We start from the raw sequence: 20,743 nt of genomic DNA, 5'->3' as shown, positions 1-20,743 counted from the left end.
GGTGGTAATGATGACAAAAAAAGAAACATATGAATGGAAGACGGAGTCTTTTCTCCTCCCTCTTATGGAAGAGCATAAATTTGAACTGGTAGATGTGGAATATGTAAAGGAAGCAGGCACCTGGTATTTAAGAGCTTATATTGATAAGGAAGGCGGAATCTCTGTAGACGACTGCGAGGTAATCAGCAGAAGGCTGGGAGAGTGGCTGGACAAAGAGGACTTTATTGAGGAAAGCTATATTTTAGAGGTTAGCTCTCCAGGGCTGGGAAGACCTTTGAAAAAAGAAAAGGATTTTATCAGAAGCATTGGAAAAGACGTGGAGGTCCGGCTTTATAAGGCCAGAGACAAGCGGAAGGAATTTACAGGTGTTTTAAAGGCTTTTGACAAGGACACGGTGACGATTGAGGAGGACGGCAATGAGATTTTGTTTAACCGTCCTGAAATTGCCCTGATCCGGCTGGCGTTTGATTTCTGAGACAGGTAGGAGGATAAAGAGATGAACAAGGAACTGATGGAAGCACTTGATATGCTGGAAAAGGAGAAAAATATCAGCAAGGATACTTTGCTGGAGGCAATAGAAAATTCTCTTTTAACAGCCTGCAAGAACCATTTTGGAAAAGCAGATAATGTAAAGGTAAATATTAATCCTGTTACAGGCGATTTTTCTGTTTACGCGGAAAAGGAAGTGTCTGAGACAGTGGAGGACGATCTGCTGCAGATCAGTTTGGCAGAGGCTAAAATGATTGATCCAAAATATGATTTGGGCGATATTGTACAGATTCCTATTAAGTCAAAGGAATTTGGACGAATTGCCACACAGAATGCGAAAAACGTCATTCTCCAGAAAATCAGGGAGGAAGAGAGAAAGGTTCTTTACAATGAATACTACAACATGGAAAAGGATGTTGTAACAGGCATTGTGCAAAGATATCTTGGAAAGAATATCAGCATCAATTTAGGCAGAGTAGATGCTATTCTCAACGAGACAGAGCAGGTAAAGGGAGAAGTTTTTAAACCTACAGAAAGAATTAAGCTTTATATTCTGGAGGTAAAGGATACTCCTAAGGGCCCTAGAATCTCTGTTTCCAGAACACATCCGGATCTGGTAAAACGGCTGTTTGAATCTGAGGTGGCTGAGGTGAAGGACGGCACTGTGGAGATACGGGCCATTGCAAGAGAGGCAGGGTCCAGAACGAAAATCGCTGTCAGCTCAAATGATGAAAACGTAGATCCGGTGGGCGCATGTGTAGGTATTAACGGCGCCAGAGTAAACTCTATTGTAAATGAGCTGAGAGGCGAGAAAATAGATATTATTAACTGGGACGATAACCCGGCATATTTAATTGAAAATGCTCTCAGCCCGGCAAAGGTAATCTGTGTTGTGGCTGATGAGGATGAGAAAGAGGCCCAGGTAATCGTGCCGGATTACCAGCTGTCTTTAGCTATTGGAAAAGAAGGCCAGAACGCAAGACTTGCGGCAAGGCTGACAGGATACAAAATAGATATAAAGAGTGAAACACAGGCCAGGGAGCTGGGATTATTTGAGGAACTGGGACTGGAAGGTCAGGTAGAAAACGAAGAAAGCTATGGAGAAGAAGCATACGAGGACTACCAGAGTGACAATGAAGATAATTACCAGGAAGAATATCAGGAATAGTCAGGATGGGATGTGAATGACAGTGAGTACAAAAAAGTTTCCGCAGAGACAATGCGTTGGCTGCGGCGAGATGAAAAATAAAAAAGAAATGATCCGGGTTCTGAAAACAGCAGAAGGAGAGATTACCTTAGACGCCACCGGAAGAAAAAACGGCAGAGGCGCATATATTTGTCCTTCTGTGGAATGTCTGAAAAAGGCAGTAAAGAACAGGGGGCTGGACCGCTCTTTTAAGATGACCATTCCAAAAGAGGTTTATGAAGTTCTGGAAAAGGAGATGGGACAGCTTGGAGAATAATAAAGGTATTTTAAATCTCATCGGTCTTGCCACTAAGGCGGGCAGGACGGCCAGCGGAGAATTTTCTACAGAAAAAGCGGTGAAGACCGGGAAAGCCTTTTTGGTGATTGTATCCCGGGAGGCTTCAGATAATACAAAAAAGAAGTTCGCCAATATGTGTACTTACTATGAAGTTCCGATCTGCATTTTTGGTAACAAGGAAGAACTCGGTCGGGCCATGGGAAAAGAAATGAGAACTTCCCTGGCTGTAACGGATCAAGGGTTTGCGAAGGCAATGGTAAAGAAATTGAATTTGAACGGAGGTAGTAAGTATGAGAGTGAATGACCTGGCAAAAGAGTTGGGAAAGACAAATAAAGAGATATTAGAAATATTGCAGAATAATCAGGTGGATGTAAAAAGCCACATGTCAAATATTAGTGATGATCAGATCGCCATGGTAAAAAAATCAGTAGGCGGCGGAGCAAAGCCTGCTGAGGGAGAGGCTCCTAAAAAGAAAATTGCAGCAGTATTCCGCCCGCAGAACTCTCAGCAGATGAGAAGTCTGCGGCCAACCCGCTCCCAGGAGAACGCTGTTCAGCAGAACCAGCAGTCTCAGAGCAGGGATGGAAGCAAAGAGCAGAGAGAGGGAAGTCCTGTAAAAGCACAGGGAACTGCAGGAAGAGAAGGCGGCTTTAACAGAGACAACCGGGATGGAAACCGTCCCCAGGGAGGCTTTAACAGAGATAATAGAGACGGAAACCGTCCGCAGGGAGGTTACAACAGAGATAATAGAGACGGAAACCGCCCGCAGGGAGGTTACAACAGAGATAATAGAGACGGAAACCGTCCGCAGGGAGGTTACAACAGAGATAACCGGGATGGAAACCGTCCTCAGGGAGGTTACAACAGAGACAACCGAGATGGAAACCGTCCCCAGGGAGGCTTTAACAGAGATAATAGAGACGGAAACCGTCCCCAGGGAGGTTACAACAGAGATAATAGAGACGGAAACCGCCCGCAGGGAGGTTACAACAGAGATAATAGAGACGGAAACCGTCCTCAGGGAGGCTTTAACAGAGACAACCGAGACGGAAACCGCCCGCAGGGAGGTTACAACAGGGATAACCGAGACGGAAACCGCCCGCAGGGAGGCTTTAACAGAGATAATAGAGACGGAAACCGTCCTCAGGGAGGCAGAAGGGACGGAGGGGCAAGGACATCTTCTTCCTTTGACACTCCAATTCAGGCAAAGCCTCAAAGTACAAGACAGAATAAAAATAATTACAAAAATGATAAGTTTGATAAGAGAGACAGGGAAGAGGATATGCCAATTAAGGGTACTAAGGTATCCAAGCATCCATTCCAGATGCCTCAAAAGCCGGCGGAAACTAAGGTGGAAGAGACAATTAAATCTATTGTAATTCCAGAGATTCTGACAATTAAGGAGCTGGCTGAAAAAATGAAGCTGCAGCCTTCTGCTATTGTAAAGAAGCTGTTCCTTCAGGGAAAAATCGTTACCTTAAACCAGGAAATCGACTATGAGCAGGCAGAGGAAATCGCATTAGAATACGACGTGCTTTGCGAAAAAGAGGTTAAGGTTGACGTTATTGAAGAGCTTTTAAAGGAAGAGGAAGAATCAGAGGATACTATGACCAGCAGACCTCCTGTAGTCTGCGTTATGGGTCACGTTGACCACGGTAAAACATCTCTTCTGGATGCAATCAGGGCTACAAATGTAACTGCCAGAGAGGCCGGCGGAATTACGCAGCACATCGGCGCTTATGTAGTGGAGATTAACGGACAGGAAATTACATTCCTGGATACTCCAGGCCATGAGGCATTTACTGCTATGCGTATGAGAGGCGCCCAGGCTACAGATATTGCTATTTTAGTAGTTGCCGCAGACGACGGCGTTATGCCTCAGACTGTAGAAGCCATTAACCATGCAAAGGCAGCCGGAGTTGAGATCATTGTAGCTGTAAATAAGATTGATAAGCCAAGCGCCAATGTAGACAGAGTAAAACAGGAGCTTTCTGAGTATGAGCTGATTCCTGAGGATTGGGGCGGAAGCACAATTTTCGTGCCTGTATCCGCTCATACAAAAGAGGGAATTACAGAGCTTTTGGAAATGATTCTGCTTACTGCAGAGGTAAAAGAGCTGAAGGCCAATGCAAACAGAAAGGCCAGAGGTCTTGTGATTGAGGCAGAGCTGGATAAGGGAAAAGGCCCTGTAGCTACTATTTTAGTACAGAAGGGAACTCTTCACGTAGGAGAAAATATTGCAGTAGGCTCCTGCTACGGCAAGGTCCGCGCTATGATGGATGATAAGGGACGGAGAGTGAAAGAGGCCGGCCCGTCTACTCCTGTAGAAATTCTGGGACTGAATGATGTGCCGGGAGCCGGAGAAATCTTTATGGCTATGGACAGCGATAAAGAGGCGAGACATTTTGCAGAAACATTTATTTCTGAAGGAAAGAATAAGCTTCTGGAGGAGACAAAATCAAAATTATCTCTGGACGATCTGTTTACGCAGATTCAGGCAGGCAATGTAAAAGAGCTGCCTATTATTGTAAAAGCAGACGTACAGGGCTCTGTGGAAGCGGTAAAACAGAGTCTTACCAAGCTTTCTAACGAGGAAGTTATGGTAAAGGTAATTCATGGCGGCGTTGGCGCTATTAATGAATCAGACGTTTCCCTGGCTTCTGCGTCCAATGCGATTATTATTGGATTTAACGTAAGGCCGGATGTAACTGCAAAATCTATTGCAGAGCGTGAAAAAGTAGACGTAAGACTGTACCGTGTAATTTATCAGGCAATTGAGGACGTGGAAGCTGCCATGAAGGGTATGCTGGACCCTGTATTCGAGGAGAAGGTAATCGGTCACGCAGTAGTCCGCCAGACATTTAAGGCTTCTGGTGTAGGAACAATTGCAGGCGCTTATATTATGGACGGAAAGTTCCAGAGAGGCTGCTCCTGCAGAATTACAAGAGACGGAGAGCAGATTTTCGAGGGCGCTCTTGCCTCCTTAAAGCGTTTTAAGGATGACGTAAAAGAAGTAAACACTGGATACGAGTGCGGTCTTGTATTTGAAAAATTCAATGACATTCAGGAAGACGACATGGTAGAAGCATACACCATGGTGGAGGTTCCCCGCTAGGAGGGCCTTCCCGCCTCTCCTGAATGAGAGAGGACAATATGCGCAAAAACAGTATAAAGAATACGAGAACTAATATGGAAGTCCAGAGAACTCTCAGCGAGATTATAAGGACAGAAATCAAGGACCCCAGGATTCATCCTATGACTACAGTAGTGTCTGTGGATGTAACTCCGGACCTGAAATACTGCAAAGCTTATGTAAGTGTTTTAGGAGATGAGGAAGCTGCAAAAGAGACGGTGAAGGGGCTGAAAAGCGCGGTAGGATATGTGCGCAGAGAGCTGGCTCACCGAATTAACCTGAGAAATACTCCGGAGATCACTTTTGTGCTGGATCAGTCCATTGAATATGGAGTGAATATGTCCAGATTGATTGATGAAGTGACAAAGGATCTTGGAGAGCGTGAAAACGGAGAAGAGTCAGAAGAATCATAGACAGGAGGAATGAATATGATGGATCTGCTGAAAGAAAAACTGGAAAATGTAAAGACGGCAGTTATTTTAGGACATTTAAATCCAGACGGCGACTGTGCAGGCTCCTGCCTGGGTATGTACAGTTTTCTAAAGGATCATTACCCGAATATCAGTTCCCAGGTTTATCTGGATCATCCGTCAGAAAAATTCCAGTATCTCAGGGATTTTGATAAAATTAAATGTGAGCTGCCAGAGACAGATACAAAGTCAGATCTTTGTATTTGTCTGGACAGCGGGGACAGGGACAGGCTGGGAATTTTTAAGCCTTTCCTGGACAATGCAAAAGACAGCTTAGTAATTGACCATCACATTACAAATACAAAATACGGCAAAGACAATCTGGTGGTTCCTGACGCCAGCTCCACATGCGAGGTGCTTTGCTCTTTATTTGGGGAAGAGAAAATCAGCCGGGCTACGGCGGAATGCTTATACACCGGCATTGTTCACGATACCGGCGTATTTCAGCACAGCAATACCTCCAGGAAAACTATGGATATGGCCGGTATGCTTGTATCTAAGGGAATCCCATTTTCCAAAATTATTTCTGACAGCTTTTACAAGAAAACATATGTGCAAAATCAGATTTTAGGCAGGGCTTTATTAGAAAGCGTTACATTTATGGATGGAAAATGTATTTTCAGCGTTGTCCGCCAGAAAGATATGGAGTTTTACGGCGTAAGCAGCAAGGATATGGACGGTATTGTAGATCAGCTGAGAATTACTGACGGAGTGGAGTGCGCTATTTTCATGTACGAAACCTCCTTCCAGGAATTTAAGGTAAGCATGAGATCTAACAATATAGTGGATGTAAGCAAAATCGCCTCATTTTTTGGCGGCGGCGGTCATATACGGGCTGCAGGCTGTAATATGAGCGGCCGCATTCACGACGTAATCAACAATCTTGCTGAACATATTGAAAAGCAGCTGGCATAGAGGAAAACAGGATGTACGACGGAGTAATTAATGTATATAAAGAAAAAGGATTTACCTCCCACGACGTAGTGGCAAAGCTGAGAGGAATTCTGAGACAGAAAAAAATAGGCCATACAGGAACCCTGGACCCAGACGCAGAAGGGGTTCTTCCTGTGTGCCTGGGACAGGGAACAAAGCTGTGTGAGCTTTTAACAGATAAGGAAAAAACATACCGCGCCGTTTTGCTTTTAGGGATTGAAACAGATACCCAGGATGCAGGCGGGGCGGTTCTTTCCTCAGGCGAGGTAACTGTAGGCGAGGAAAAGGTGAGGGAGGCAGTAATGTCATTTGTAGGTCCCTACCACCAGATTCCTCCCATGTATTCAGCCTTAAAAGTGAACGGGCAGAAGCTGTGCGACTTGGCAAGGGCGGGGAAAACTGTGGAGAGGAAGGCCCGGCCTGTGGAAATCCTTTCTATAGAAATTCACAGTATTCAGCTGCCCAGAGTAATTATGACAGTCCGCTGTTCAAAGGGAACTTATATTAGAACCTTATGTCACGATATAGGGAGGCAGCTGGGCTGCGGCGGATGTATGGAGCAGCTGCTGAGAACAAATACAGGAGGTTTTAATCTGGAAGAAAGTCTGAAGCTGGAGGAAATTGAGAATCTGAGAGACTCAGGCGGTTTGGAGGAAAAAATTATTCCTGTGGACGTTGTGCTGGGACAGTATCCTGCTGTAAAAATGAAGCCGGAATTTGATAAGCTGGTGCACAACGGAAATCCGTTTTCCCCTGCCTGTACATCTTCTGAGCCTTTTTGCGGTATGGTCCGGGTGTACGACAGCAGGGAAAAATTTATAGGCCTGTACCAATTCAGAGAGGAAAAAAAGTGGTTCCAGCCCAGGAAAATCTTTGCAGGAGGACAGTAGGATGGAATACGTAAGAATGAAAAAAGACTTTCAGATACAGGAGCCTACAGTAGTTACTATTGGAAAATTTGACGGACGCCACAGAGGCCATCAAAAGCTTCTGGGAGAAATGGTGAAAATCAAAAAAGAAACAGGATGGAAGATTGCTGTGTTTACCTTCAGTGAAACGCCGGTGGCAGTTGTGACTGGAGGAAAGCAGACAGTGATTTACACCAATGAGGAAAGAAGTCATATTCTGGAGCAGGCGGGAGTAGATTATCTGATTGAGTATCCTTTTACTGATCAGGTGGCTCATATGCAGCCAGAGGATTTTGTAAAAAATATTCTGACAGGCCAGATGAACGCCAAAGCTATTGTTGTAGGAACAGACTGCGGCTTTGGCTATAAGAGAGCAGGAAACGCCAAGCTTTTGGAAAAATTGGCTCCTGAGTTGGGATTTTCCTTAAAGGTTATTGAAAAGGAGCAGGAAGATCACAGAGATATCAGCAGCACTTATATTAGGGAAATGCTGGATCAAGGATGTATAGAAAAGGCCAATGAGCTTTTAGGAAGGCCTTATTCTATTCACGGAAGAGTAGTTCGCGGAAACCATATTGGAAGCAGCATTTTAGGGTTTCCCACAGCAAATCTTCTGCCTTCAGGAGAAAAGCATCTGCCTAAATTAGGGGTGTACGTATCTACAGTAAAGATGGAAGGTAAAATCTACGGCGGAATCACTAATGTGGGAAAAAAGCCTACTGTAAAAGGCGAATATCCAGTAGGTGTGGAAACCTTTATGTTTGGCGTTGGCCAGGAGCTATATGGAAAGCTTATTGAGGTAAGACTTCATCATTTCCTCAGATCGGAGATAAAATTCCAAAATTTAGATGAGTTAAAAGCCCAGATTATAAAGGACAAAGAAGAAGGCTTAAATTTTCTGAAAGACCATGACGAAATTTGTCGAATATAGTAGAAAAAGATAGAAATATAGAGAAAAATAGCAACATGGGCTATATGGGCCGCGTATATAATATTAGGCCGTTATCACGAGATACTGCCTGTTCAGTTCTATTTTCCTATCTATTATTCCTATCTGTTAAGATCCCGGAACGCTCCGGGATTTTTGTCTTTTCATATTGACAAACAGCTTTAGGTTTGTTACAGTAAAGCAAGTGTGAACAGTAGTTAAGCACAGTATACAAAAATAAAAGAGAGGTGTAAGAATGATTATTTCCTGCAAATAATGAACAGAGAAAACAGAGCAATGTTTTTCCAGGCTGCAGAGGCGGCCGGCTGTTTTTGTGTTGTTTGCAGATAGTCATTCTTCCACTGTAAATTTATAAATCTGTATTATGGAAAAGGGTTTTTCTTTTTTCAGATTACAGCTTGGTTCATATGGCGAGAATATGAGTCATTGATTTATATGCAGTTTACAGGAAGCGGTGTAAAGCAGGCGGCATAAAGTGCGGCCGGTTTTGCACCGTTTTTTATTTCATAGGAAATTGCGTCCTATGAAACAAAAAAGGCTTTGCGAATGTACTCTAAAGCGCACACTTTTTATGCCTGGAAATAGTCAGGAGGGATGCAGTATGTCGATGATACAAGTAGTAAATCTTACTTTTGCCTATGAAGGTTCTTACGATAATATATTTGAGGATGTAAAGTTTCAGCTGGATACTAACTGGAAGCTAGGCTTTACAGGAAGAAACGGAAGGGGGAAAACTACGTTTTTAAACCTGCTTATGGGCCGGTATGAGTATAAGGGCAGAATATGCGCGGCTGTGGAGTTTGAGTATTTTCCATATAAAGTAAAGGATATAGACAAGGAAACCTTAGAAATCGTTTATGAGATAAATCCTTTTTGTGAGCTGTGGCAGCTGGAAAAGGAATTGTCAAAGCTTCAGGTGGATGAGGAAGTGCTTTACAGGCAGTTTTCCACTCTTTCTTATGGAGAAAGAGCAAAAGTGCTGTTGGCAGTACTGTTTTTAAAGGACAATGCCTTTTTGCTGATTGACGAGCCTACCAGCCATTTAGATAAGGAGTCCAGAAAAATTGTGGCAGATTATTTAAACTCCAAAAAGGGATTTATTTTAGTTTCCCATGACAGAGCCTTTCTGGACAGCTGTATTGATCATATTTTAGCAATTAACAAGGCGGACATTCAGGTGGAAAAAGGAAATTTTTCTTCCTGGTATGAAAATAAGAAACGCCGGGATGAGTTTGAACTGAAGGAAAATAGTAAGCTGAAAAAGGAAATTAAAAGATTAACAGAAAGCTCCCGCCAGGCAGGACAGTGGGCAGATCAGGTGGAGTCCACAAAAATCGGAAGAAAGTCCAGAGTATATGAACAGTGTATTGACACAAGAGCTTACATTGGGGAAAAGTCCAGACGGATGCAGATGAGGCGGAAAAACCTTCAAAATAGGCAGGAAAAAGCCATTGAAGATAAAAAGAAGCTGCTGAAAAATCTGGAGACGGGGGAAGATTTAAAGCTATTTCCGGAAAAACATTACGCTTCCTGCCTTTTAGAATTTCGTAATGTGAATATTCAGTACAAAAAAACCGGGAAAAATGTATGTACAGATTTAAATATGTCTCTTTGTGAGGGAGATAGAATTGTCCTTACAGGCAAAAACGGCTGTGGAAAAAGCAGCCTGCTGAAGGCAGTCCTGCAGGCCGCAGGCTTTGGGGATAAAGGCCGGCAGGAAGTAAACTCCATGGATATACAGGGGGAGTGGAGGGCGGCTTCAGGGATGAGAATATCTTATGTGCCTCAGTCGGCGGAATTTTTAAGGGGAAGTCTTTATGAGTTTATCAGGCAGAATAAGCTGGATGAAACTTTATTTTTAACTGTGCTGAGAAAGCTTAATTTTTCCAGGGATCAATTTCAGAAAAATATGGAGGAATTTAGTGAGGGGCAGAAAAAGAAAGTGCTTTTAGCAGCCAGCTTATGTGAAAAGGCGCATTTGTATATTTGGGATGAACCTTTAAACTATATTGACGTATTTTCCAGAATTCAGCTGGAGAATTTAATTGAAAAGTATAAACCAACAATGATTTTCGTAGAGCACGATCAGATATTTGCACAAAAAATATCCACAAAGGAATTGCATTTGTAAATATAATTAGAGTATAATGAAGTAAAATGACAGAAAACAAACAGGAGGATTTTTATGTTAGAAGCAGGTACAAAAGCGCCGGATTTTCACCTGCCGGACAAGGACGGCAAAGAGGTAAAGCTTTCTGATTTTTTAGGAAAAAAGGTAGTAGTATATTTTTATCCCAAGGATAATACGCCTGGCTGTACAAAAGAGGCCTGTGCCTTTGGGGCGGCTTATGGAAGGTTTCAGGAGCTGGGAATTCCTGTAATAGGAATCAGCAAGGACAGCCAGGCTTCCCACAAGCGGTTTGCAGAAAAATATGAGCTTCCCTTTATCTTGTTGTCAGACCCTGAATTGACAGCCATTCAGGGCTTTGATGTGTGGCAGGAAAAGAAGCTGTACGGAAAGGTATCTATGGGAGTTGTGAGAAGTACGTTTATTATTAATGAGGAAGGGGTGATTGAAAAGGTGTATCCAAAGGTGAAACCGGATACAAATGCAGCTGAAATATTAGAGTATCTACAGGAAAAATAATAGAAAAAGGAGAAAGGAGTATTTTATGAAAGGGTGGAAAAAACTATTAGGGGCAACACTAGTATTAACAGCTATAACGGTGGTTCCTGCATTTGCAGCTGGATGGCAGCAGGACAGCGGCGGCTGGCGGTGGCAAAATGAAGATGGCTCACAGCCGGAAAATACTTGGATGTGGCTGGACGGAAACGGGGACAGGCTGGCAGAGTGCTATTACTTTGACGCCAACGGATATATGAAGGCCAACGAGTATGTGGAAGGCTACTGGGTGGACGATACAGGGGCCTGGACAGAAAACGGACAAGTACAGTTAAAGCGCACAGGGGAGCTTTTGGCAAACGGGGCTGAGGCCATGGCAATTTACAATAACATGGAGCAAAAGGTAAATAGTCTGGACAGTCTTTTGGCCAATGTAGAGTATCAGCTGGGAATGACAGTTCCAGGAAGCTCTGATAGGCTGGACATGAATATGTATATGGACATGAAAGTTAAAGGCATAGTTTCAGGTAATATGAAGTATTTAATGGACGTGGACATGGAGCTTTTAGGCCAGCAGATGACATTAAGCGCTTTTTATACAGATGGCTGGTATTATATGGATATGATGGGAGAAAAGATGAAGTCCCCCATGAATCTGGACGAGATGATGAGCCAAATGAAAATGGGAACAGCCAATTTTGGAGACGGGGCTGAATATATCAGCAATATTGAGCTGTGGCAGCAGGATGGGGAACAAGTTATTTATTATCAGATGAACACAGAGCGTTTAAACAGTCTGATAAAAGAAGTAATGGGCCAGATGAACAGTATTTTGGGAAGCAGCGGAAATATAGACGTTTATATCAGCTCTGCAGACGGGGAAAGTATTTTGACAGACAACGGGTTATCCTCCAGGGACAAGGTAAATATAGAAATGAGTATGACTGTATACAGCGGAGGAGATTCTCAAACCATAAATATGGATATTCACGCTGTGCTTCACTATCCTAATCCAGGACAGCCTGTAGATTTTGCTCTGCCTGCTACAGATGGTTATACGGCTATTTAGAAAAATGTAAGGCAAAAAATTAAGATAAAATAGAAAAGGGCTTTGACAGCGCAGTGTCGACATACTGCCTGCCAAGCCCTTTTCTGAATTCGATTACAAACTCTAATTGCCAGTTAGGTTGTAAATTTGAAAATACATTCCCTCCAGAAGGCTTGTATTCAGAAAAGCGGTGTAATGTGTGATGAATGTAATGCATGGAAATTTCGTTGGTTTTTAATTTGTGATGTTTTTGTTTGCTTTTCTAATACTGCTGTCTTTTAGAAACGTTTTTCATCCGTTCAATATGTTAATGCACAGGTTTTATATTTTATTGCAAAAAAATAAAAAAATTTTTTAAAAAGTTTTTTCGCCATGTTTGTAGTAGGTATACATTAATTTTTTTAATAAATAATTATTAAGAAATTATAAATTTTGTATAATTACCTTGTGTGCTGATTAAAAAATTCACAATTTTTATATAACAAAATTCAGGAGCCAGATATAGGTTTTTAGAAGTATTTCAGGGGAAAAGCTGTAAAAAAGAAGGCTGAAAAGGACATTTGAAAGGATATTGGAAGGATTATTTCAAAAGAAATTTTTGTTTAAAAAATAATTGTTTTTTTTCTTGTACAAGGTTGTTTAAAAAATAACGATTATTTGCCGGAAAATAGTAAATTACAGACAAAATATTGCCAATGTTCCTATAAAAATACTGTATACAATATAAAAAAAACATTTGAGTACCGACATAAATTATGTTATACTGTACAAGATGGCGAAACGGAATAGTTTTGACCAAACAAATGAAATGTGAAAGAAAGAGGGTTAGTTAGATGGGATTGGCTACATTTAAAGGCGGTATTCATCCTTATGAGGGAAAAGAACTGTCAGAGAGTAAGCCGGTACAGGTGCTGATGCCTAAGGGAGAGATGGTATTTCCACTGTCACAGCACATCGGCGCGCCAGCAAATCCGTTGGTTGCCAAGGGGGATCACGTCCTGGCAGGCCAGAAGATCGCAGAGGCCGGCGGCTTTATTTCTGCTAATGTTATCAGTTCTGTATCAGGCACTGTAAAAGGAATTGAGCCTAGAAGAGTTGCAAACGGCGCCATGGTAAACTCCATTATTGTGGAAAACGACGGAGAGTACAAAACAGTGGAAGGTCTGGGGGACGACAGAGATTACACTAAGCTTTCCAAACAGGAAATCCGTGACATTGTAAAAGAAGCAGGTATTGTAGGCTTAGGCGGAGCAGGCTTCCCTACTAATGTAAAGCTGACGCCAAAGGATGATTCTAAAATTGATTATGTGCTGGTAAACGGCGCAGAGTGCGAGCCTTACTTAACATCCGATTATCGTATGATGTTAGAGGAGCCTGAAAAAATTATCGGCGGTTTAAAGGTTATTCTTCAGCTGTTTGAAAACGCGAAGGGCGTAATCGGCATTGAGAACAATAAGCCGGAAGCAATTCAGAAGCTGACTGAGATGGTAAAGGACGAGCCTAGAATTTCTGTTTGTCCATTACTTACAAAGTATCCTCAGGGAGGCGAGCGTTCTCTGATTTATGCTATTACAGGCAGAAAGGTAAATTCTTCTATGCTTCCTGCGGATGCAGGCTGTGTAGTTGACAATATTGATACAGTTATTTCTATTTATATGGCTGTCTGTAAATCAACTCCTCTTATGAGAAGAATTGTCACAGTTACAGGAGACGCGATTGCTAATCCTCAAAACTTCAGCGTAAAGCTGGGCACTAATTATGAAGAGGTTTTGGAAGCAGCGGGAGGCTTTAAGACAGAGCCTGAGAAGATTATTAACGGCGGCCCTATGATGGGACAGGCAATGTTTGATCTTCACGTTCCTGTTGTGAAAAATTCCTCCGCCCTTACCTGCCTTACAAAAGACGAGGTTGCCGCTAACGCGGAGACTCCATGTATCCGCTGCGGAAAATGTATCAGCGTATGTCCAAGCCATATTGTTCCTCAGATGATGATGGACGCGGCAGAGCGGAATGACTGCCAGCTGTTTGAGAAACTTAACGGCATGGAATGTATGGAGTGCGGAAGCTGTACATTTATCTGCCCGGCTAAGAGACCTCTGACTCAGGCATTTAAAGAGATGCGCCGGACAGTTGCTGCAAACCGCAGAAAGAAAGCGTAGGAGGGGAGAGTAAACAATGAATAAATTATTAAACGTATCATCATCCCCGCATGTGAGAAGCAAGATTACTACACAGTCTATTATGTTTGACGTGGCGATTGCCATGCTTCCAGCAGCTGCGTATGGTGTATACCGATTCGGAATTAGTGCATTAGTAACTTTAGTAGTAACAGTACTGGCATGTGTGCTCAGTGAGTATTTATATGAAAAGGGAATGAAGAAACCTATTACTGTTTCAGACGGCAGCGCCCTGGTAACAGGTATGATTCTGGCCCTTAACATGCCATGCGGACTTTTATTAAAATATGTGGCAGAGACAAAATCTTATGTGTTCCAGTGGTCTAATATCTGGATTCCTATGCTGGGCGGTATATTTGCAATTATTATTGTAAAACAGCTGTACGGCGGCTTAGGACAAAACTGGATGAACCCGGCTTTGGCAGCCAGATGCTTCCTTTTAATTTCCTTTGCAGGCAAGGTAAGCAACTTTGCTGACCCTAAGGCTATGGACGCCATAGCAGGGGCAACACCTTTGGCAGTTATGAGAACAGCTGCAGCAGAGGGCGGAGCGGCAGCTGCTGCAAATGCAGTAGACCTTCCGGCTATGGTTGTAGGTAATATTACAGGTACTTTTGGCGAGACTTCTGTAATCGCTCTTTTAATCGGAGCTATTTATTTGTTAGCTAAAAAGGTTATTTCCATCAGAATTCCGGCTACATACATTTTAACATTTGCAGTATTTATGTTTATTTTCGGCGGAATGAATCCTGCATATGTGTTGGCTGAGGTATGCGGCGGCGGTTTAATCTTCGGCGCGTTCTTTATGGCTACAGATTATGTAACAAGCCCTATTACAGAAAAGGGACAAATTCTGTTCGGCGTGCTGTTAGGACTTCTCACTGGCATTTTCCGTCTGTGGGGCGGATCTGCAGAAGGCGTTTCCTATGCAATTATTATTTCCAACATGGTAGTGCCGCTGATTGAGAAAGTAACCCTTCCTAAGGCATTTGGAAAGGAGGGCAAATAAGATGAAAAAAGGTGGATTTATGAAAGACGCCATCATCCTGTTTGTAATTACACTGGTGGCAGGATTAAGCTTAGGCGCCGTTTATCAGGTAACAAAAGGTCCTATTGCTGAGGCAAATGCAGCGGCTCAGATAGCGGCATATCAGGCTGTTCTTCCAGAGGCGGCAGACTTCCCGTCAGACGGACTGGAGGCAGCAGTAGAAAAGGCCAACAGTGATTTAGCAGGCATGTCCGGCCAGTTTGGCAACGTATATGTTGACAGCGCCGCAAAGGCTGTAGACGGCAGCGGAGCAGAAATTGGCTATGTAGTAAACTCTACATCTAAAGACGGTTACGGCGGTGAAGTTAAAATTACTGTAGGTATTGACAGCCAGGGCGCTGTAACATCTATTGCATTTTTGTCACTGGCCGAGACGCCAGGTCTTGGTATGAATGCTCAGAATCCAAGTTTTAAAGATCAGTTTAACGGAAAAAATGTGGATTCCTTTACTGTTACAAAAGCAGGAGCTGCTTCTGATAACGAAATCGACGCTATGAGCGGCGCCACAATTACATCAAGCGCAGTTACAAACGCAGTAAACGCAGCAGTTTACTTTGCTAAAAACTGCGTAACACAGTAGGAGGTGGGAGTATGAATAAATGTATGGAACGTATTTATAACGGCATCATCAAAGAAAACCCTACCTTTATCCTGATGTTAGGTATGTGTCCAACTCTGGCTGTTACAACATCAGCTATTAACGGTTTGGGCATGGGTCTTTCTACTACAGCCGTTTTGATTTTCTCAAACTTAATCATTGCCGCCCTGCGCAACATTATTCCTGACAGAGTGCGTATTCCGGCGTTTATTGTTATTGTAGCAAGTTTAGTTACTGTTGTTCAGCTGTTAATTCAGGGTTTTGTGCCAAGCTTGTATTCTTCCCTTGGTATTTACATTCCTCTGATCGTTGTTAACTGTATTATTTTAGGCCGTGCAGAGTCATACGCTTCTAAAAATGACGCTATTTCCTCTGCTTTTGACGGCGTAGGTATGGGACTTGGATTTACTTTAGGTCTTACATGTATCGGTATTGTCCGCGAGTTCTTAGGTTCAGGAGCCTTCTTTGGAATGAGCTTTGTGCCTGCAGACTACAACATCTCTATTTTTGTACTGGCTCCAGGAGCATTCTTTGTACTGGCAGGCTTAACTGCTCTGCAGAACAAGTTTAAACTTCCTTCAGCTACAAACGGGGACGCGCCTAAGTCTCAGCTGGTATGCGGCGGAGATTGTATGCACTGCTCCGGCTCTGCCTGCACATCTAACCATGCGGTTTTGGAAGAGAAGAGAAAAGCAGACGAGGCGGCAGCTTTAGCAGCCAAGAAAGCGGCAGCTGAAAAAGCAGCGGCAGCTAAGGCGGCGGCAGCAAAAGCAGCGGCTGAGAAAGCTGCTGAAGAAAACAAGGGACAGGAATAGGAGGACAGATAGATGAAAGAATTATTATTAATTGCAATCGGCTCCGCCCTGGTAAACAACGTTGTTCTCAGCCAGTTCCTGGGACTTTGTCCTTTCCTTGGAGTTTCTAAAAAGGTAGAGACTTCAGCAGGAATGGGGGCAGCCGTACTTTTCGTTATTACTATTGCTTCAGCAGTAACAGGATTAGTATACAAGTTTTTCCTGACACCAGAAGGACTTTTAGGAATGGATCTGACATATCTTCAGACAATCGTGTTTATTCTGGTAATTGCAGCTTTAGTTCAGTTTGTAGAAATGTTCTTAAAGAAAAATATGGTAGCATTATATGAGTCTTTAGGCGTATATCTGCCTTTGATCACTACAAACTGTGCAGTTTTAGGCGTAGCTTTGAATAACGTGACACAGGAGTACACAATTATTCAGGGAATTGTAAACGGCGTTGGTATTTCTGTAGGTTTCCTTCTGGCAATTGTTATGCTGGCAGGTATCCGCGAGAAAATCGAATACAATGATATTCCTCATACCTTTAAGGGATCACCGATTGTCCTGATTACCTCTGGTTTGATGGCAATTGCATTTTTCGGATTTTCCGGATTAATTTAAGGGAGGAGACGAAGGATGAACGTAATGGCTATTGTGGCTGCAACAGCAGTCGTTGGTATTGTAGGTTTGTTGATTGGCGTTCTGTTGGGAATTGCCAGTGAAAAGTTTAAAGTAGAAGTTGATGAAAAAGAAATCCTGATCCGTGATGAGCTGCCGGGAAATAACTGCGGCGGCTGCGGTTACGCAGGATGTGATGCCTTAGCCAAAGCAATCGCCGCAGGTCAGGCAGACGTAGGCGCTTGTCCTGTAGGCGGCGCTCCGGTAGCTGAGAAAATCGGGGCAATTATGGGAATTGAAGCAGGCAGCTCTGAGAAGAAAGTGGCTTTTGTTAAATGTAAAGGCACATGTGACAAAACAAGAGTACAGTACAATTATCACGGAATCGCAGACTGTAAAAAGATGTCCGTTGTTCCAGGCGCCGGAGAAAAGGCTTGTACATACGGATGTATGGGATACGGCTCCTGCGTAAAGGTTTGCCAGTTTGACGCTATTCACATTGTAGATGGAGTGGCAGTGGTAGACAAGGAAAAATGTGTATCCTGCGGAGCCTGTGTGGCAGCTTGTCCGAACCGTCTGATTGAACTGGTACCATATAAGGCAGAGCATTTAGTACAGTGTTCTTCCCATGATAAGGGCAAAGATGTAAAGGCAAAATGCGACAACGGCTGTATTGCATGTACTTTGTGTACCAAACAGTGTGAGTTTGATGCTATTCATATGGACAATAACGTAGCAGTTATTGACTATGAGAAATGTACAAACTGCGGTAAGTGTGCAGCTAAGTGTCCAACTAAGGTTATTCTGTAATAAATAAGAAATTAAAAATGCGCCATAGATGATCAGTGTAATGTTGATTGTCTATGGCGTGTTTTATAAAATCTATTTTTTCGTTATTAAATTAAGAAGTATAGTCAAAATTTCTTCTTGATTAAAAACTCTTGCATTCTAAAGAATCATGTGATAAAGTAATAACCAGTTATTTCTAAAGGACAGAAATAATCTCTCTGGAGAGTCTCAGTTAGAGCGCCGAAGGTGTACGGCAGGGAAGAAGAACCTGCCAATCTCTCAGGCAAAAGGACAGGGTTATGTGTACTTTCTCAGAGAGCTGATATATTTATATCAGCTTTTTTTGTTTGCCCTGAATGTGCGGTATGACAAGACAAGTGTTTACTGTAAACGGACAGAACCACAGGCCGGGGCTTGTAGAAATTAAGAACAAATTGTTCAGGAGGAAGAGAAAATGGAAGCTTTAAATCATCTGGTGGAAAATGCAAGTAATTTTTTGTGGAATGTAATTTTAATCGTGCTGCTGTGCGGCACAGGATGTTATTTTACTGTCAGGCTGAAATTTATTCAGGTAAGAAAGTTTTTGGAAGGTTTTAAGCTTGTATTTGGACAGATGTTTGCAAAACATGAAGGCGGGAAAAAGGGGGAAATGACTCCCTTTCAGTCAGTAGCTACTGCTATTGCCGCCCAGGTGGGAACTGGAAATCTTACAGGTGCTGCCACAGCTTTAATCAGCGGAGGGCCTGGGGCTATTTTCTGGATGTGGGTCAGCGCATTTTTTGGAATGTCCACTATTTATGCGGAGGCCGTATTAGCCCAGGAATATAAAACGGTACGCCATGGGGAGGTTACAGGAGGGCCTGTATATTACATGAGAGCAGCCTTAAAAGGTATATGGGGAAAGGCTTTAGCAGGCTGTTTTGCAGTATTTATAATATTTGCCCTGGGCTTTACAGGGAATATGGTGCAGTCTAACTCTATTGGAGCTGCATTTAAAGAAGTATTTGCTGACTTTGGGTTGGAGGTGCCTGCAGTGGCAATCGGCGTGGTTTTAGCAGCTGTGGCAGCCTTCATATTTTTAGGAGGAGTAGAAAGACTTGCAAAGGTGGTAGAAAAAATTGTGCCTTTAATGGCAGGAATTTATATTGTAGGAAGCCTGGCTTTAATTGGCCTGCACATAGACGCTTTGCCTGGAGCTATTAAAATGATTTTTGTAGGAGCCTTTCAGCCGTCTGCAGTAGTAGGAGCCGGAGCTGGAATTACAATTCGTGAGGCTATTCGGTATGGCGTGGCCAGAGGACTTTTTTCCAATGAAGCAGGTATGGGTTCCACCCCTCATGCTCACGCCAGAGCTAAGGCTGAAAACCCTCACAAGCAGGGGCTGGCCGCTATGATCAGTGTTTTTATAGATACCTTTGTAATTTTAAACTTAACTGTATTTTCTATTTTAACTACAGGCGTATTAGACTCAGGAAAAACTGGCACAGCCTTAACTCAGGCCGCTTTTTCCACCAGCTTTGGAGCCTTTGGCTCTGTATTTGTAGCGATATGTCTGTTGTTTTTTGCTTTTTCCACTATATTAGGATGGCACTTTTTCGGTTTGGTAAACATGAAATACTTATTTGGAGAAAAGTCAGAAAAAGTATACTCCCTTCTTGTAGTAGGCTTTGTTTTAGTAGGATCTGCTTTAAAAGTAGATTTAGTCTGGGCCATGTCCGACTTTTTCAACGGCCTTATGGTAATCCCTAATGCCATTGCCTTATGGCTGCTTTCAGGGGCAGTTGTAAAAATATACAAAAAGTTTGCTTTAAAAAACAAAGAAAGTATAGAGAATTAAAGGAAAGTGTGATACAATAGCCAGAAAATAAGCTTATATTTTATAAGATTATCATATTAATTGCTTATATATAGGAGGAAAAGGAAATGAAAACAAAAATCTTAAAACGTGTGATGGGCGTTGCACTTGCTGCTGTGATGCTGCTTTCTGCAGGATGCAGCAAGAAGTTTGATGCCAGCGGCTATGTAAAGGCTTGCCTGGATCTTTCTACACGTGGGGAAACAGCTAAGTATATGGAGCTGACAGGACGTACAGAGGAGCAGGCGATTGCAGATTATGAAAGTGGTACAGAGGAATTTTTGTCAGCATTTGATTCTTTAGGATTATCAGAGGACCTTCAGGGACAGTATGCTGCATTAATGGAAGACCTTCTGAAAAAAACAAAATATACTGTAGGTGAGGCTAAAAAAGGCGACGCTAAGGATTCCTTTGTTGTACCTGTAGAAGTAGAGCCTATTACAGGAGTTTTTGAGGGAATGACTGAAGAACTTCAGGAAGAGGCTACTGTTTACATGACAGAATTAATGACAAGCGGAGCCGACGTAACTGAGGAAGAAGTTATGGAAAAAGTATTCTCCATCATGTACGACATTCTGGCAGACAGAGTTGCGAACGCTGCATATGGTGAGAAGCAGACTATTGAGGTTTCTGTAGAGCTGATGGGAGACGTATACGGCATTCCTGAGGATGAGCTGACAGGACTGACAGACGCTATGATTGATTTGACAGGTCTGGAATAAAAAAGAAACAAAAGTGTGCGCCTTGGTGCACACTTTTTATATATTTGGCGGACCTTCATGGAAAATTATCAGGTATACATTGAATTTTCCGGAATTTCAGA

Annotated in this window: 20 protein-coding genes and 1 riboswitch; all 20 genes read left to right on the top strand. The window is 42.8% G+C overall.

Features of this window, described 5'->3' with window-relative positions; genetic code table 11:
* The first annotated feature begins 10 nt into the window (after window positions 1-10).
* The 20 genes from C1A07_RS04595 to C1A07_RS04500 all read left to right on the top strand — a co-directional run bounded on the left by C1A07_RS04595 (window position 11) and on the right by C1A07_RS04500 (window position 20,642).
* Complete coding sequence (locus C1A07_RS04595) at window positions 11-475, top strand: ribosome maturation factor RimP (RefSeq protein WP_101878043.1); 465 nt, start codon at window positions 11-13, stop codon at window positions 473-475.
* A 21-nt stretch (window positions 476-496) separates the two neighbouring features.
* The gene (gene nusA, locus C1A07_RS04590) at window positions 497-1,657 is read left to right on the top strand and encodes a transcription termination factor NusA (RefSeq protein ID WP_101876061.1); all 1,161 of its coding nucleotides are present in this window, start codon (window positions 497-499) and stop codon (window positions 1,655-1,657) included.
* 22 nt (window positions 1,658-1,679) lie between these two features.
* Window positions 1,680-1,952 (top strand): RNase P modulator RnpM, encoded by a 273-nt coding sequence (rnpM, locus tag C1A07_RS04585; RefSeq protein ID WP_101878042.1) that lies wholly within the window; start codon window positions 1,680-1,682, stop codon window positions 1,950-1,952.
* Window positions 1,912-2,277 (top strand): L7Ae/L30e/S12e/Gadd45 family ribosomal protein, encoded by a 366-nt coding sequence (locus C1A07_RS04580; protein ID WP_408609815.1) that lies wholly within the window; start codon window positions 1,912-1,914, stop codon window positions 2,275-2,277. Before rnpM ends, C1A07_RS04580 begins: the two co-directional genes overlap by 41 nt.
* Window positions 2,264-5,089 carry a translation initiation factor IF-2 gene (gene infB, locus C1A07_RS04575; protein WP_101876059.1) on the top strand — a complete coding sequence of 942 codons (2,826 nt, stop codon included), beginning with the start codon at window positions 2,264-2,266 and terminating at the stop codon, window positions 5,087-5,089. The genes C1A07_RS04580 and infB overlap by 14 nt, the downstream gene beginning before the upstream one ends.
* Window positions 5,090-5,127: 38 nt before the next feature.
* A complete protein-coding gene (gene rbfA, locus C1A07_RS04570) occupies window positions 5,128-5,520 on the top strand; it encodes a 30S ribosome-binding factor RbfA (protein WP_101878041.1) in 393 nt (130 codons plus the stop codon).
* An 18-nt stretch (window positions 5,521-5,538) separates the two neighbouring features.
* Window positions 5,539-6,492 carry a DHH family phosphoesterase gene (locus tag C1A07_RS04565; protein WP_180952284.1) on the top strand — a complete coding sequence of 318 codons (954 nt, stop codon included), beginning with the start codon at window positions 5,539-5,541 and terminating at the stop codon, window positions 6,490-6,492.
* A gap of 11 nt (window positions 6,493-6,503) precedes the next feature.
* A complete protein-coding gene (gene truB / locus C1A07_RS04560; protein WP_101876057.1) occupies window positions 6,504-7,400 on the top strand; it encodes a tRNA pseudouridine(55) synthase TruB in 897 nt (298 codons plus the stop codon).
* 1 nt (window position 7,401) lies between these two features.
* Window positions 7,402-8,349, top strand: coding sequence for a bifunctional riboflavin kinase/FAD synthetase (locus C1A07_RS04555; protein WP_101876056.1), 948 nt, complete (start codon window positions 7,402-7,404; stop codon window positions 8,347-8,349).
* Window positions 8,350-8,968: 619 nt separating this feature from the next.
* Window positions 8,969-10,498 (top strand): ribosomal protection-like ABC-F family protein, encoded by a 1,530-nt coding sequence (gene abc-f, locus C1A07_RS04550; RefSeq protein WP_101876055.1) that lies wholly within the window; start codon window positions 8,969-8,971, stop codon window positions 10,496-10,498.
* Window positions 10,499-10,552: 54 nt separating this feature from the next.
* Window positions 10,553-11,014, top strand: a complete 462-nt coding sequence (gene bcp, locus C1A07_RS04545; RefSeq protein WP_101876054.1) for a thioredoxin-dependent thiol peroxidase — start codon at window positions 10,553-10,555, stop codon at window positions 11,012-11,014.
* A gap of 25 nt (window positions 11,015-11,039) precedes the next feature.
* Window positions 11,040-12,059 carry a DUF6612 family protein gene (locus C1A07_RS04540; RefSeq protein ID WP_101876053.1) on the top strand — a complete coding sequence of 340 codons (1,020 nt, stop codon included), beginning with the start codon at window positions 11,040-11,042 and terminating at the stop codon, window positions 12,057-12,059.
* Window positions 12,060-12,871: 812 nt separating this feature from the next.
* Window positions 12,872-14,197, top strand: coding sequence for an electron transport complex subunit RsxC (rsxC, locus tag C1A07_RS04535; RefSeq protein ID WP_101876052.1), 1,326 nt, complete (start codon window positions 12,872-12,874; stop codon window positions 14,195-14,197).
* Window positions 14,198-14,213: 16 nt separating this feature from the next.
* Entirely contained in the window at window positions 14,214-15,224 is a 1,011-nt protein-coding gene (locus C1A07_RS04530) for an RnfABCDGE type electron transport complex subunit D (RefSeq protein ID WP_101876051.1), read from the top strand.
* Between the two features lies 1 nt (window position 15,225).
* Window positions 15,226-15,843, top strand: coding sequence for an RnfABCDGE type electron transport complex subunit G (locus C1A07_RS04525; protein WP_101876050.1), 618 nt, complete (start codon window positions 15,226-15,228; stop codon window positions 15,841-15,843).
* Between the two features lie 11 nt (window positions 15,844-15,854).
* Window positions 15,855-16,676 carry an electron transport complex subunit RsxE gene (rsxE, locus tag C1A07_RS04520; RefSeq protein WP_101876049.1) on the top strand — a complete coding sequence of 274 codons (822 nt, stop codon included), beginning with the start codon at window positions 15,855-15,857 and terminating at the stop codon, window positions 16,674-16,676.
* Window positions 16,677-16,688: 12 nt separating this feature from the next.
* Window positions 16,689-17,279, top strand: coding sequence for an electron transport complex protein RnfA (locus C1A07_RS04515; protein WP_101876048.1), 591 nt, complete (start codon window positions 16,689-16,691; stop codon window positions 17,277-17,279).
* A gap of 15 nt (window positions 17,280-17,294) precedes the next feature.
* Window positions 17,295-18,086 (top strand): RnfABCDGE type electron transport complex subunit B, encoded by a 792-nt coding sequence (locus tag C1A07_RS04510; protein ID WP_101876047.1) that lies wholly within the window; start codon window positions 17,295-17,297, stop codon window positions 18,084-18,086.
* Between the two features lie 187 nt (window positions 18,087-18,273).
* Window positions 18,274-18,370: riboswitch (glycine riboswitch) on the top strand.
* Window positions 18,371-18,519: 149 nt separating this feature from the next.
* On the top strand, window positions 18,520-19,902 hold the full coding sequence (locus C1A07_RS04505) for an alanine/glycine:cation symporter family protein (protein ID WP_101876046.1): 1,383 nt from the start codon (window positions 18,520-18,522) through the stop codon (window positions 19,900-19,902).
* Between the two features lie 86 nt (window positions 19,903-19,988).
* Window positions 19,989-20,642 carry a hypothetical protein gene (locus tag C1A07_RS04500; protein ID WP_101876045.1) on the top strand — a complete coding sequence of 218 codons (654 nt, stop codon included), beginning with the start codon at window positions 19,989-19,991 and terminating at the stop codon, window positions 20,640-20,642.
* Window positions 20,643-20,743: the final 101 nt, after the last annotated feature.

The organism is Lachnoclostridium edouardi, from assembly GCF_900240245.1.
GTDB lineage: Bacteria > Bacillota > Clostridia > Lachnospirales > Lachnospiraceae > Lachnoclostridium_A > Lachnoclostridium_A edouardi.
Note: the sequence above shows the minus strand (reverse complement) of the source record. Positions and strands in the feature narration are given on the sequence as shown.

Coding starts and splice junctions, on each gene's coding strand:
- bcp (WP_101876054.1), top strand. CDS start 10,553: ATGTTAGAAGCAGGTACAAAAGCGCCGGATTTTCACCTGCCGGACAAG.
- C1A07_RS04505 (WP_101876046.1), top strand. CDS start 18,520: ATGGAAGCTTTAAATCATCTGGTGGAAAATGCAAGTAATTTTTTGTGG.
- C1A07_RS04525 (WP_101876050.1), top strand. CDS start 15,226: ATGAAAAAAGGTGGATTTATGAAAGACGCCATCATCCTGTTTGTAATT.
- C1A07_RS04500 (WP_101876045.1), top strand. CDS start 19,989: ATGAAAACAAAAATCTTAAAACGTGTGATGGGCGTTGCACTTGCTGCT.
- rsxE (WP_101876049.1), top strand. CDS start 15,855: ATGAATAAATGTATGGAACGTATTTATAACGGCATCATCAAAGAAAAC.
- nusA (WP_101876061.1), top strand. CDS start 497: ATGAACAAGGAACTGATGGAAGCACTTGATATGCTGGAAAAGGAGAAA.
- rbfA (WP_101878041.1), top strand. CDS start 5,128: ATGCGCAAAAACAGTATAAAGAATACGAGAACTAATATGGAAGTCCAG.
- truB (WP_101876057.1), top strand. CDS start 6,504: ATGTACGACGGAGTAATTAATGTATATAAAGAAAAAGGATTTACCTCC.
- C1A07_RS04565 (WP_180952284.1), top strand. CDS start 5,539: ATGGATCTGCTGAAAGAAAAACTGGAAAATGTAAAGACGGCAGTTATT.
- C1A07_RS04580 (WP_408609815.1), top strand. CDS start 1,912: ATGAAGTTCTGGAAAAGGAGATGGGACAGCTTGGAGAATAATAAAGGT.
- infB (WP_101876059.1), top strand. CDS start 2,264: ATGAGAGTGAATGACCTGGCAAAAGAGTTGGGAAAGACAAATAAAGAG.
- rsxC (WP_101876052.1), top strand. CDS start 12,872: ATGGGATTGGCTACATTTAAAGGCGGTATTCATCCTTATGAGGGAAAA.
- C1A07_RS04510 (WP_101876047.1), top strand. CDS start 17,295: ATGAACGTAATGGCTATTGTGGCTGCAACAGCAGTCGTTGGTATTGTA.
- C1A07_RS04540 (WP_101876053.1), top strand. CDS start 11,040: ATGAAAGGGTGGAAAAAACTATTAGGGGCAACACTAGTATTAACAGCT.
- C1A07_RS04530 (WP_101876051.1), top strand. CDS start 14,214: ATGAATAAATTATTAAACGTATCATCATCCCCGCATGTGAGAAGCAAG.
- C1A07_RS04515 (WP_101876048.1), top strand. CDS start 16,689: ATGAAAGAATTATTATTAATTGCAATCGGCTCCGCCCTGGTAAACAAC.
- C1A07_RS04595 (WP_101878043.1), top strand. CDS start 11: ATGACAAAAAAAGAAACATATGAATGGAAGACGGAGTCTTTTCTCCTC.
- C1A07_RS04555 (WP_101876056.1), top strand. CDS start 7,402: ATGGAATACGTAAGAATGAAAAAAGACTTTCAGATACAGGAGCCTACA.
- abc-f (WP_101876055.1), top strand. CDS start 8,969: ATGTCGATGATACAAGTAGTAAATCTTACTTTTGCCTATGAAGGTTCT.